Genomic DNA, 11,561 nt, shown 5'->3' on the forward strand with positions numbered 1-11,561 from the left:
CTTGAACGGGAACCCTCTTCCATCATCTTCGCGCAAATCCTTTAAAGCCTCGTTAACGCCGCCCCGCCGGGGATCACGTGTGGACACGGTTGCGCTCCCGTGATCCACGCTCCAAGAGAAAAAACAGAGTCTAAGATTCTCTCTTTATCTTTATGAGAGGACCCCTGGGGATCGTCGCGACCGGACCGGTTTGCGAGAAGAGCGGATGCGGGAGCGCATGACGGTTCGGGTGGACAGGACGATGATGCGGGTCCTCTCGGGCGAAGCGGTCTGGCCGCCCCCCGCCTGGATGATGCGTCAGGCGGGGCGCTATCTGCCGGAATACCGGGCCACCCGGGCTACGGCAGGCTCCTTCCTCGACCTGTGCTACACGCCCGACTTCGCCGTGGAGGTGACCCTCCAGCCGATCCGCCGGTTCGGGTTCGACGCCGCGATCCTGTTCTCCGACATCCTCGTCATCCCCCACGCCCTCGGCCAGGACGTCCGCTTCGTGGAGGGCGAAGGGCCACGCCTCGACCCCCTGTCGGACCGGGCCGCCTTCGGGCGCCTTCGGGAATCCGGGGACGGGGCCGTGATGGATCACCTCGCTCCCGTCTTCGAGACCGTCAGGCGCCTGCGCGCCGAGCTTCCGGGAGAGACCACGCTCCTCGGTTTCTGCGGCGCCCCCTGGACGGTGGCGAGCTACATGATCGGCGGCCGGGGTACTCCGGACCTCGCTCCCGCCCGGGCGCTGGCCGAGGGCGACACGGCCCTGGTCGATGAACTGATCGACCGCCTCGTGACGGTGCAGACCGACTACCTCGTCCGCCAGCTCGAGGCCGGCGCCGACGCGGTCCAGATCTTCGAATCCCACGCCGGCACCCTGCCCCGGGCGGTTCCGGCCGCCGGAGGCTCCGTCGAGCCCGTTGGCGACGTGGCGGAGAGCGCCCTTCCCGGCTCGGCCCCGGTCGATGCCCTGACCCGCTGGTCCCTGCGCCCCATCGCCCGGATGATCGCCGGCGTCAGGGCCCGGGTGCCGGGGGCGAAGATCATCGTCTTTGCCCGGGGCTCCGGCCTCGACGGCCATGCCCGTGTGGTTCCCGAGACCGGCGCCGATGCGGTCGGCGTCGATTGGGGCGTGGACCTGAAGGCCCTGCGGGGCCGTGTGCCGGCCTCCACGGTCACGCAGGGCAACCTGCACCCCGAGACCCTGATCGAGGGCGGCGCGGCCCTGGACGGGGCCGTGGATGCCATCCGCGGGGCCGTGGAGGGCCTGCCGCACGTGTTCAACCTCGGCCACGGCATCACGCCGCAGACGCCGGTGGCGCATGTCGAGCGGATGCTCGCCCGGCTGCGGGGCTGACGGGGGTGCTCTACGACTGGCTCAAGGCGGGGCACATCGTGAGCCTCATCGCCTGGATGGCGGCGATGCTCTACCTGCCCCGGCTGTTCGTGTACCATGCGAGCCTGCCGCCGGGTTCGGAGGCGCAATCCGCGACCTTCAAGGTCATGGAGCGGCGCCTGCTCAAGGCGATCATGACGCCCGCCATGATCGCGACCTGGGTGTTCGGCCTGACGCTGGCCTGGATGAGCGGCTACTACGCGGCACCCTGGCTGCAGGCGAAGTTCGCCCTGGTGGTGGCAATGTCGGGGATCCACGGCTGGCTCGCCCGGATGGTGAAGGACTTCGCCGCCGACCGGAACACCCGATCCCACCGGTTCTACCGGGTGATCAACGAGGTGCCGACCCTGCTGATGATTGCCATCGTCGTCCTCGCGACGGTGAAGCCCGGATTCTGATGCGCTCGCCCGAGGGAGCCTCCGGTGGGCCCGGCCGTTTCCGGTCCATGCCGCACGTCCGTTACGCCCTCGCCCTCACCCTCCTGCTGCCTTTCAGCGGAACCGCCCAGGCGGCGAGCTTCCCCTGCGACAAGGCGGAGGCGCCCGACGAGAAGGCGATCTGCGCCCATCTCCCCCTCAACGACCGGGATGTGGAGATGGCGACCCGGTTCGAGATCCTGAAAGCGGTGCTGCCGATGGGTGGCCAGTCGAAGCTGAAGGAAGACCAGGAGACCTGGCTCGTCGAGCGCCGGACCTGTGGCGCCGAGGTCGAATGCCTGCGCACCGCCTACGACGCTCGCCTCAAGGTGCTCCGCGGCGTGCTCGCCGAATTCGCCAAGCAGGGCCCGCAATAAATCCAGGGTTCCCAAAGGACGAGGTCCTTTGGTGGGGTCCAGGGGCGAGGCCCCTGGAAGAGGCAGGGTGCCGCCCTGCACCCGCCAAAGGGCCCGGCCCTTTGGGATCCCCGATCAGGCGGGGTGCAAGTCGATGTCCGTGTGTGGGAAGTCGTCGCCCTTGAACAGGAGCCGTGCCCGGTAGTGGCGGGCACACGCATAGGCGAAGCAGTCGCCGAAATTCAGCGCGGCCGGATGGCGGCTCTTGCCGAAGCGGTCGAAGGCATCGAGCGCCGTGTCACCGACTTCCGGCGGGATGGGCATGACGACGATGCCGGCGAGGGCGAGGTAATCGCCTACCGCTTCGCGCGCCTCGCCGAGGGAAAGGCCGAGCCGCCGGGCGACGGCGACGGTCGTCTCCCAGACCGCTAGCGGCGAGGTCATCCGCCGGCTCGCCCGCTTCAGCCGCCCGACCAGTTCCCGGGCGTCGTCCTCATCCGTCAGGATCGCCGTCAGGGCGGACGCATCCACGAACATCAGTCGCGCTCGTAGAGGCTGTCGATAAACGCCTTGTCGGCCGGCTGCCCGGCTCTGGCCCGGGCGTGCAGCCGCCGGGTGAACGCGAGTGTCCGTTCGACGAGGTCGGTCTCCCCCTTCACCCGCGCGATCTCGTTGCGGAGGGCTTGGCGGACGGCTTCCGTCTTGGTCGATCCCCTGAGCGCCATCAGCTCGTCGGCCAGGGCATCGACCGTCGGGTCCTTCACGTAGAGGGGCATGGTCGCCTCGGTGGAATATCCCATCGGAGAGTAAGGGATATCCCGGTCCGCGTCACGTCCGGAGCCGCGTAAGCAGCCGTTCCGCCAGGGGGTTCTCCGCCGCGAAGGCGTAGTCGATCCGGCGTACACTGACCGCCCGGGCGCCCGCCGCCACGAGGGCATCGGTGAGGTCGAACATCGCGGCCTCGGGGCAGCGCAGGACGATCTCCCCGTCCGGACCGGCCGGGGCGCCATAGGGCAGCTCGGCCTCGTGCAGGCCCGCCAGCGTGGCGAGGTCGATGCCGCCGGATTCCGGCATCGCTGCCCGAACCTCGCGGGTCGTGCGGGCCCGTTCCTCGGCGCTGATCCGCCCGAGGACCGCCCGCAGGGCGTTCCGCTGCCCCTCGCCCCAGGGCGCCTTCAGCGAGGCGACGAGGTTCGCCTCCGAGCGCAGGATGATCCCGTCGTCGAGGATCTTGAGGGCGTTGGCTGCCAGCGTGGCACCCGTGGTGGTGATGTCCACGACGATCTCGGCGGAGCCCGCCGCCGGGGCGCCCTCGGTGGCGCCGAGGCTCTCGACGATCCGGTAGTCCGCCACGCCGGTCTCGGCGAAGAAGCGCCGGGTGAGGTTCACGTACTTCGTCGCCACCCGGAGGCGGCGGCCGTGGCGGGTGCGCATGGTGGCGGCCACCTCGTCGAGGTCGGCCATCACCCGCACGTCGATCCAGGCCTGGGGCACGGCCACCACCACCGTGGCGTTGCCGAAGCCGAGCGGCGTCAGCAACTCCACCTGCCCGCGCACGTCGGGGAGGGTCTCGCGGATCAGGTCCTCGCCGGTCACGCCGAGATGGGCGGCACCGGAGGCGAGCTGGCTCGCGATCTCGGAGGCCGAGAGGTAGCGCACCTCGACGCCGGACACGCCGACGAGCTTGCCCCGGTAGTCCCTGGCGCCCGCGCCCTGGGCGAGCTTGAGGCCGGCGCGGGCGAAGAAGGCGTTGGCGTTTTCCTGGAGGCGCCCCTTCGAGGGCACCGCCAGCACGAGGGACTCGCTCATCGGCCGGCTCCCGTCGCGCGCTCGATCCAGAAGGTGCAGCCCACCGCGGGCAGGGGCACGGGGCTGCCGAGATGGGTGAGGAGGCCGTCGTAGCGGCCGCCGCCGACCAGCACCGGCCCACCGCCTTCGGCGGCCTCGAAGATGAAGCCGGTATAGTAATCGAGGTTGCGGGCGAAGCCGCCCTGGAAGCGGAAGCTCCCGATGGGCAGGCCCCGGGCGGCGATGAAGCCGGTGCGCTCCTCGAACAGGTCGAGGGCGGCCTCCAGGGCCGGGTGGCGGACCCCCGCATCGGCGACCAGCGCCCGCAGGTCCCGGGCCGCCGCATCGGGATCCCCCGAGACCGCCCGGTAGCGGTCGAGAATCGCCCGGTTCTCGGCGTTGAGCCCGGCCCCGCCATTGGCCTGCGCCGCCGCCTTGCCGAGGAAGCGTTCCGCGATCTCGCCCGCGCTGCGTCCGCCCACCGCCGAGATGCCGGCGATGGCCAGCACGTCCTCCACGAAGGCGCGCACGCCCTGGGGGTCCTGGCCCTGGATCGCGGCGAGAAGCCCCGCATGGCGGTCTTCGCCGGGGGTGCCCTCGGCGCCGTTGGTCACCGCATCGAGGGAGCGGCCGGCGGCCAGCGCCCGGAGTGTGCGCCGTTTGGCGGCCGGGGGCACGGAGAGGCCTTCCAGCAGGGCTACGGTCAGGCCCATGTCGCCGAGGCGGACGGAGGGGCTCGACCGCCCGAGCAGGGCCAGCCCTTCGAGGGCGAGCCCCAGCACCTCGGCATCCGCGGCGGGCGTGTCGGTCCGGCCGATCGATTCGATGCCGGCCTGGAAGAACTCGTCCGGCTCCTCGGCGGCCAGCCGGAAGACCGGCCCGCAATAGCTGTAGTCGGCCGTCCGCCCGTCCGCCCGCTGGCGATGGAGACGGCAGACGGGAATGGTGAATTCCGGCCGCAGGCACAGTTCGGCCCCGCCGGCATCCTGCGTGACGAAGATCCGCCGCCGGATATCCTCGCCGGACAGTTCGAGGAAGGGCTCGACCGGCTGCAGCACCGGCGGGCTGACGGGGGCGTAGCCCGCCGCAGCGAGATGGGCGATCAGCCGCGCCTGGGCGGGCTCAGCCGTTTCCGTGTCGGGCTCCGGTCGCGTCATGGTCATCCTCGTGCGCGCGCTCTGTAGCAACCGAAGGCCGGCTTGGCGACACGGTGCACGTCGGGGCCGGAGGCTTGGCCATGCGCGGGACTGCGCAGCCCCATCGCAGCCCCGTCATCGCTTCGCGTGGGACGACGGTGGAGGATTTTCGCGATGGCCGGGCGACGCCTCGGGCGCCAAGCCCCTTGCGCCCGCCGCATGCGGTCCGCCCTGGATTTCCCGCGCCCGTCCGCCTAGACGTTGCAGTGCACCGGCGGGGGCCGCGCCTGCGGAACCCCCCCGCGCGACAGCGAGGCTCCGACCGTGGCCCTCTCCCCCAATGAACGCCGGCGCGTCATGCTGCTCACGGGCGCGAGCCGCGGCATCGGCCACGCCACCGTGAAGCGGTTCTCCGCCGCCGGCTGGCGGGTCATCACCTGCTCGCGCCACCCCTTCCCGGAGAACTGCCCCTGGGAGATGGGTCCCGAGGACCATCTTCAGGTCGATCTCTCCGACGCCGCCGACACGATGCGGGCGATCGAGGAGGTGCGCGGCCGCCTGGAGGCCGAGGGCGGGTTGCTGCATGCCCTGGTCAACAATGCCGGCATCTCGCCGAAGGGACCCGCCGGGGAGCGCCTGGGGGCGCTCGGGACGGATTTTGCGGACTGGCAGCGGGTGTTCCAAGTCAATTTCTTCGCGACGATCCTGCTGGCGCGGGGCCTGCGCGAGGAACTCGCCCAGGCCAGGGGCTCCATCGTCAACGTCACCTCCATCGCCGGCTCGCGGGTCCACCCCTTTGCCGGGGCGGCCTACGGCACGTCGAAGGCGGCGCTGGCCGGCCTGACCCGGGAGATGGCCGCGGATTTCGGACCCATCGGCGTCCGGGTGAACGCCATCTCGCCGGGCGAGATCGACACCTCCATCCTCTCTCCCGGGACGGAGAAGCTGGTGGAACAGATCCCCCAGCGCCGGCTCGGCACCCCCGACGAGGTCGCCAAGGCCATCTACTTCCTGTGCACCGAGGCCTCGTCCTACGTGAACGGCGCCGAGTTGCACATCAACGGCGGTCAGCATGTCTGACTCCCCGGCGCGCATCCGGCGCGCCGTCCGTTCGACCCGCCCCCTCGCCCTGGGGGAACCGGAGTATCGCCGGATCGCAGCGTCCGCCGGGCGGAGCCGGGGCGTGGGCTTCGCCCTGGTTGCGATCCTCCTGGCCGGAGGCGCCGCCTCGGCCGAGCCGGCGATCCGCATCCTCGATCTGCCGTTCAAGGTCCGCGAGATGCGCGGGCCGCGCAGCGAGGTCGCGACGGCGGTGGCGACGTCGGGCCTCCTTCCCATCGTCAGGGCCGGTGACGGTCGCACGGCCTCGCCGCCGATCGCCGTCGTGTGGGGTGAAGATGGCGGGGCGATCCTCACCGTGGAGAACGGCACCGTCGCCGCCAAGCCCATCGGCCGGGAGGCGGTGGAAGATCTCGTAGCCTCCGAGACCCCGCGGGGCGCCCTGCCGGGGACCCGCCGCGCCCTCGACGGACCGCTGAGCGCCTACCTCACGGGCCGCGGCCGAAGCCCGGACGGCGCCCCCGCTGCCACGACGCTGACCCTCCGGGAGCGCCAGCCCCTGGCGGTCAGCACCGATCCCCGGCCCGTCCCCGTGGCCACCGCGTCCGTGCCCGCGGGCGATGGGGCGGTCTTCGCCGCCAGACCGCCGCGGATCGTCCCCCTCGCCGGGCGTCCGGCGGTCCTGGCCGCGACGCTGACCGGGCCCGACTCGGGGAGCCTCGTCCTCGTTACCCGCTCGACCGCCGACCCGGCCGCCTGGGCGGTGAGCGCCCGCACGGCACCCGGACCGCGCCCGGCCGTCGCCGCCCTCGGGGATTTCTCTGGGAAGGGCATCGGGGCCGCGACTGTCGATTCCACCGGGCGGCTGAGGCTCTGGAGTCTCGGTCCCGACCGGATCGAACCTGGTCCCGAAGCCGCGGGCTACACGATCGGGGATGGCGAAACAGACCTCGCCGACACCCTGGCGCGGGACGGGGTGGTGGATCTCGCCCTGCCGGTGGCGGGGATGCCGGCCCTGGCCGTCGTCTCGGGCCGGGACGGATGGCGCGAGCGCCTGCGCGTGACCCTGCCGGCCCCGGCGGGGACCGGTGTCGCCGTCCTCGGGGAGGGACCGGCGGCCCGCCTCGTCGTCGGCCTCGGCGACGGACGCGTCGCGGCCATCGCCCTCGACGGGGGACAACCGTGACCGAAGTTGAGGCCCGCACCTTTCCGACCCGGCCCTTCGTGGGCGCCTCGATCGCGGTGATCCGGGACGGGCGCGTCCTGTTGGCCGCCCGGGCGAACGAGCCGATGCGCGGCGTCTGGACCCTGCCGGGGGGCCTCGTGGAGGCCGGCGAGACCCTGGCTGAGGCGGCCCTTCGCGAACTGTCCGAGGAGGTCGGCCTCACCGCCGAGGTAGTGGGCGTGCTCTCCCCCACCGAGATCATCATGCGCGACGGGGAAGGCCGCGCGCGGCACCATTACGTCGTCCATCCCCACGCTGCCCTCTGGCGGGGCGGAGAGCCCGTGGCGGGGCCGGAGGCCCTGGGCGTGCGCTGGGCGAGCCTCGACGAGATCGCGGGCCTCGAGACCACGCCCGGGCTGCTCGGCACCCTGCGGGAGGCGTTCGCCCGGATCGGGACGCGGGGGCAGGCGTAATGGGGGGTCGCTCCGGTCTTTTGGCCCCCTCCCCTGCGGGCAAGGGGATCGTGCGCACCAGGGGCGGCCGTGGGGCGAAGGCGGCGGTGGTTGTCGCCCTCGCCCTGATCGTCCCCTCCGTCCCGGTCGCGCAGGCGCAGCAGCGGGCCAAGCCCGCCGCCAAGGACGCTCCCAAGGAGCAGCCGAAGGAGGCGCCAGCCCCCGCCGACGTGCCGGCGCCCTACGACCGCGACCTCATGCGCATGGCGGAGGTGATCGGCTCCCTGGCCTTCCTGCGCAGCCTCTGCGCCACGGCGGATGCGGGGGAATGGCCGGCCCGGATGAAGGCCCTGATCGAGGCCGAGGGGATTACCCCCGCCCGGCGGGACAGGCTGGCCGGCGCCTATAACCGCGGCTACCGGAGCTACGCCCTGACCTACCGGGTCTGCACCCCGGCGGCCCACGAAGCAGCGGCCCGGTTTCTCGCAGAAGGCGAACGGCTGTCTCATGCCCTCGCGGGCCGGTTCGGCGGTTGATGCATCCCGGCAACAACGGGGGGTGATCGGGCGATAGGGGCGCATTCGAACGGTCGCGTTAACCGATTCGCAATTACCGGCTAGGCGTCCCGCATTGAGCCGCCTATCATCCATCTTGTCCGCCGGCCTGTCTCAGACCGGTGCAATGGAAGTGTCGGACCATGCAGCCCATCTCGCACACCGCCCCCCTCGAGGCCGATGTCGAGGAGAAGCGTGCCGCTTTGAGCTATGTCTCGGAAGCGTTCGCGGAAGGCTGCCTCGACGGGCTCGACGGTGACTGCATGGCCCAGGCCGCCCTCTTCGCCGCCTTCCAGGAACTCGTGACCACCTATGGCGAAGAGGCCACCGCCCGCTACGCCGAGGGTTTCCCCGAGCGTATCCGCGGCGGCGCCTTCACGACCACCCTGCAGCACTGACCCGCGGTCGGCCACCGGTTGAGGCGCGCCGCGTTCACGCTTACCTCCCGGCCATCCCCGCCGCGTGAGGAACACCCGAATGCCCATCGCCCTGCTGCCGGACCGCGCCCTCGTCACCGTCACGGGGCCGGATGCGACCTCCCTGCTCCAGGGCGTGTTGACCTGCAACGTGGAGACCCTGGGAGCGGATGAGGCGCGGCTCGGCGCCCTCCTGACCCCCCAGGGCAAGATCCTGTTCGACTTCCTCGTCTCGCGTTTGCCGGACGGGTTTCGCCTCGACGTGGCGGCGGACAAGGCTGCCGACCTCGCCAAGCGCCTGACCCTCTACAAACTCCGCGCCAAGGCCGAGATCGCCGCCGACCCGACCGTGGCGGTGGCCGCCGCCTGGGATGGCGCCACCACGGCCGCGGCCACCGCCCGGGTGGTCGATAGCCGGCATCCCGATCTCGGGGCACGGCTCTACGCCGCCGAGGGTGCGTTCTCGGCGGACGCCTCCGAGGGGGATTACCACACCCACCGGATCGCGCTGGCCATCCCCGAGGGTGGCCGCGACTTCGCCTATGGCGACGCCTTCCCCCACGAGGCGCTGATGGACCAGCTCGGCGGGGTGGATTTCCGCAAGGGCTGCTACGTCGGCCAGGAGGTGGTGTCGCGGATGCAGCACCGGGGTACCGCCCGCACCCGCCTCCTCGCCGCGGCGTTTCCGGAGGGGGCGCCCTCGCCGGGGTCCGAGGTCCAGGCCGGGCAGAAGGTGCTGGGCGTGACAGGCAGCACGGCCGGCCAGACCGGCCTCGCCATGCTGCGCCTCGACCGGCTCGGCGACGCCCTGGCGGCGGGTGAGATCCTCCGGGCGGGCGGCAAGCCCCTCGCCGTGGGACGGCCGGCCTACGCGACCTTCCCCATGCCCGATGCCGGCGGCGAGGCGGCGGGTTGATGGAGCCCGCGCTGCCCGAGGGGCTGATCCTGCACCCGGACGGACGGCCCCGCTGCTGGTGGGCGGGGCTCGATCCCCTCTACGTGGCCTATCACGACACCGAGTGGGGCGTGCCTGAATTCGATGGCCGTGCCCTCTACGAGAAGCTGATCCTCGACGGGTTCCAGGCCGGCCTGTCCTGGCTCACCATCCTGCGGCGGCGCGAGGGATTCCGGGCGGCCTTCGATGGCTTCTCGCCCGAGGCGATTGCCCGCTACACCGAGGCCGACGTCGCCCGGCTGATGGCGGATACGGGCATCATCCGCAACCGGGCGAAGATCCTCGGTACTATCGCCGGGGCCAGGGCCTGGCTCCGGATCGAGGAGAGCGGACCCGGATTCTCCCGCTTCCTCTGGGATTTCTGCGAGGGGCAGCCCATCCAGGCGAACCCGCACAGCCGGGCCGACATCGCCACGGAGACGGAGGTGTCCCGGCGCATCGCCAAGGCTTTGAAGGCCGAGGGTTTCTCCTTCTGCGGGCCGACCATCGTCCACGCCTTCATGCAGGCGGTCGGGATGGTGAACGACCACCTCACGGACTGCCACCGTCACGGGGCCTGCGCCGCCCTCGCACGGGCATGAGCGCTTCGCCAGCAAAGGAGCCGCCGCGGGCGTGGCAGCGGATGCTATCCGGCCGCCGCCTCGACCTCCTGGACCCCTCGTCCCTCGACATCGACATCGCCGACATCGCCCACGGCCTCGCCCGGGTCGCCCGCTGGAACGGGCAGACGGCGGGCCCGCACGTCTTCTCGGTGGCGCAGCACAGCCTGCTGGTCGAAGGAATCGGTCGGCATCTCGCCCCCGCCTCCACCGGGGTCGAGGGGCTCGAACTGCTCCTGCACGATGCGCCGGAATACGTCGTGGGGGATATCATCTCGCCCCTGAAGGCGGCGATCGGCGATGCCTATCGGGGGGTGGAGCAGCGGCTGCTCACCGCCGTACGCCAGCGTTTCGGCCTGCCCGCCCCGACGCCTGCCCTCAGCCGGCTCGTGAAGCGGGCGGACCGGGTCGCGGCCCATGTGGAGGCGGTGCGGCTTGCCGGTTTCTCCGAGGAGGAAGCCGCCCGGTATTTCGGCCCGACGCTTGCCCTGCCGGACCCCATCCTCGCCCTCGCCGAGCCGTGGCCCACGGGGGACGCGCAGGCGCGGTTCCTGGCACGGTTCGGGGAGTTGGTGGGGCAGTAGGGGGGCTGCCTCTCCCCCATCTCGGGGGCATCGGTGCGTATTTGGGGCTGACCGGCCCATCCCACCCCCATCCCTCATCCTGAGGTGCGGCGACAGCCGCCTCGAAGGAGGGCTCCAGGGATCGTGGAGCCTTCTGGAGCCCTCCTTCGAGGCCCGCTGACGCAGTCACCTCAGGATGAGGCCTTCGAGGCCCGCTTGCAGCGGGCGCCTCAGGATGAGGATGAGGGATGGATCGATCTCGCCCCGATCCCCGCGGGCAGAGAGAGGTCGTCTTCCCTGCCTTACGGCGCCTTGCTGAGCTGCGACTTCGCCCGCTCCACGGCCGCCTCGCAGCCCTTGGTGTCGCCCTTGGCGTCGGCGGCGCGGGCCTCGTCCAGGGCGACCTTCGCCTGCTGGGCGGCGTCGGCACCCTTGCCGGCCTCGGCGGATTTCTCCGGCGGCGCCTCGGGGGCTTCGTCCGCCCGCTTGCCCTCGGTGCCGGTCATCCCCTCGCCGCCGCGCTTGGCGGCGGTGCCCTGGCCGCTCGTATTCGCCGAGATGGCGTCGCGCGTTTCCGCCTTCACCTTGCCCGACAGCCCGTCGATCTGCTGCGTGCAGGGCGAGGCCAGGGCGGCGCCGTGACCGAGTGAAACAAGGCCGCCGGCCACGATGAGCGCGGCGACGGCAGGGACGGGACGCAGCATGATTTGACTTTCCTCGG

At 71.8% G+C, this 11,561-nt stretch carries 16 protein-coding genes; 11 read left to right on the forward strand and 5 right to left on the reverse strand.

The features are described from left to right. The first annotated feature begins 217 nt into the window (after window positions 1–217). The 3 genes from MFF22_RS23805 to MFF22_RS23815 are packed head-to-tail and all read left to right on the forward strand — an operon-like array spanning window position 218 to window position 2,174. On the forward strand, window positions 218–1,342 hold the full coding sequence (locus tag MFF22_RS23805) for a uroporphyrinogen decarboxylase (RefSeq protein WP_238253204.1): 1,125 nt from the start codon (window positions 218–220) through the stop codon (window positions 1,340–1,342). A 5-nt stretch (window positions 1,343–1,347) separates the two neighbouring features. Then, on the forward strand, window positions 1,348–1,779 hold the full coding sequence (hemJ, locus tag MFF22_RS23810) for a protoporphyrinogen oxidase HemJ (protein WP_238253205.1): 432 nt from the start codon (window positions 1,348–1,350) through the stop codon (window positions 1,777–1,779). A gap of 47 nt (window positions 1,780–1,826) precedes the next feature. Next, entirely contained in the window at window positions 1,827–2,174 is a 348-nt protein-coding gene (locus tag MFF22_RS23815) for a lysozyme inhibitor LprI family protein (RefSeq protein WP_238253207.1), read from the forward strand. Between the two features lie 114 nt (window positions 2,175–2,288). Here MFF22_RS23815 and MFF22_RS23820 read toward each other — a convergent pair whose 3' ends face one another. From MFF22_RS23820 to MFF22_RS23835, 4 genes are read right to left on the reverse strand one after another with little or no spacing between them, the layout of a single operon-like run. Beyond that, window positions 2,289–2,690 carry a type II toxin-antitoxin system VapC family toxin gene (locus tag MFF22_RS23820; RefSeq protein WP_238253208.1) on the reverse strand — a complete coding sequence of 134 codons (402 nt, stop codon included), beginning with the start codon at window positions 2,688–2,690 and terminating at the stop codon, window positions 2,289–2,291. Next, complete coding sequence (locus MFF22_RS23825) at window positions 2,690–2,953, reverse strand: type II toxin-antitoxin system VapB family antitoxin (RefSeq protein ID WP_238253209.1); 264 nt, start codon at window positions 2,951–2,953, stop codon at window positions 2,690–2,692. The genes MFF22_RS23820 and MFF22_RS23825 overlap by 1 nt, the downstream gene beginning before the upstream one ends. A 28-nt stretch (window positions 2,954–2,981) precedes the next feature. Next, on the reverse strand, window positions 2,982–3,962 hold the full coding sequence (gene hisG, locus MFF22_RS23830) for an ATP phosphoribosyltransferase (protein ID WP_238253210.1): 981 nt from the start codon (window positions 3,960–3,962) through the stop codon (window positions 2,982–2,984). Continuing rightward, window positions 3,959–5,098, reverse strand: a complete 1,140-nt coding sequence (locus MFF22_RS23835; protein WP_238253211.1) for an ATP phosphoribosyltransferase regulatory subunit — start codon at window positions 5,096–5,098, stop codon at window positions 3,959–3,961. Before MFF22_RS23835 ends, hisG begins: the two co-directional genes overlap by 4 nt. Window positions 5,099–5,434: 336 nt before the next feature. Here MFF22_RS23835 and MFF22_RS23840 point away from each other — a divergent pair, with 336 nt between their 5' ends. The 8 genes from MFF22_RS23840 to MFF22_RS23875 all read left to right on the forward strand — a co-directional run bounded on the left by MFF22_RS23840 (window position 5,435) and on the right by MFF22_RS23875 (window position 10,861). After that, on the forward strand, window positions 5,435–6,157 hold the full coding sequence (locus MFF22_RS23840; protein ID WP_238253253.1) for an SDR family NAD(P)-dependent oxidoreductase: 723 nt from the start codon (window positions 5,435–5,437) through the stop codon (window positions 6,155–6,157). Beyond that, window positions 6,150–7,322: a glycoside hydrolase family protein gene (locus tag MFF22_RS23845; protein ID WP_238253212.1), complete on the forward strand. Its 1,173-nt coding sequence runs from the start codon at window positions 6,150–6,152 to the stop codon at window positions 7,320–7,322. The genes MFF22_RS23840 and MFF22_RS23845 overlap by 8 nt, the downstream gene beginning before the upstream one ends. After that, complete coding sequence (locus MFF22_RS23850; protein WP_238253213.1) at window positions 7,319–7,774, forward strand: NUDIX hydrolase; 456 nt, start codon at window positions 7,319–7,321, stop codon at window positions 7,772–7,774. Before MFF22_RS23845 ends, MFF22_RS23850 begins: the two co-directional genes overlap by 4 nt. Window positions 7,775–7,860: 86 nt before the next feature. Then, the gene (locus MFF22_RS23855) at window positions 7,861–8,289 is read left to right on the forward strand and encodes a TIGR02301 family protein (RefSeq protein ID WP_238253254.1); all 429 of its coding nucleotides are present in this window, start codon (window positions 7,861–7,863) and stop codon (window positions 8,287–8,289) included. A 161-nt stretch (window positions 8,290–8,450) separates the two neighbouring features. After that, window positions 8,451–8,705 carry a hypothetical protein gene (locus tag MFF22_RS23860; RefSeq protein ID WP_238253214.1) on the forward strand — a complete coding sequence of 85 codons (255 nt, stop codon included), beginning with the start codon at window positions 8,451–8,453 and terminating at the stop codon, window positions 8,703–8,705. 79 nt (window positions 8,706–8,784) lie between these two features. After that, a complete protein-coding gene (ygfZ, locus tag MFF22_RS23865; protein ID WP_238253215.1) occupies window positions 8,785–9,639 on the forward strand; it encodes a CAF17-like 4Fe-4S cluster assembly/insertion protein YgfZ in 855 nt (284 codons plus the stop codon). Beyond that, window positions 9,639–10,259, forward strand: coding sequence for a DNA-3-methyladenine glycosylase I (locus MFF22_RS23870; protein ID WP_238253255.1), 621 nt, complete (start codon window positions 9,639–9,641; stop codon window positions 10,257–10,259). Before ygfZ ends, MFF22_RS23870 begins: the two co-directional genes overlap by 1 nt. Beyond that, entirely contained in the window at window positions 10,256–10,861 is a 606-nt protein-coding gene (locus MFF22_RS23875; protein ID WP_238253216.1) for an HD domain-containing protein, read from the forward strand. Before MFF22_RS23870 ends, MFF22_RS23875 begins: the two co-directional genes overlap by 4 nt. Before the next feature lie 281 nt (window positions 10,862–11,142). Here the strand turns inward: MFF22_RS23875 and MFF22_RS23880 are convergent, their stop codons facing one another. Further along, entirely contained in the window at window positions 11,143–11,544 is a 402-nt protein-coding gene (locus tag MFF22_RS23880) for a hypothetical protein (RefSeq protein ID WP_238253217.1), read from the reverse strand. Window positions 11,545–11,561 lie beyond the last annotated feature (17 nt).

Origin of the sequence: Methylobacterium persicinum, assembly GCF_022179525.1 — a bacterium.
Lineage (GTDB): Bacteria > Pseudomonadota > Alphaproteobacteria > Rhizobiales > Beijerinckiaceae > Methylobacterium > Methylobacterium persicinum.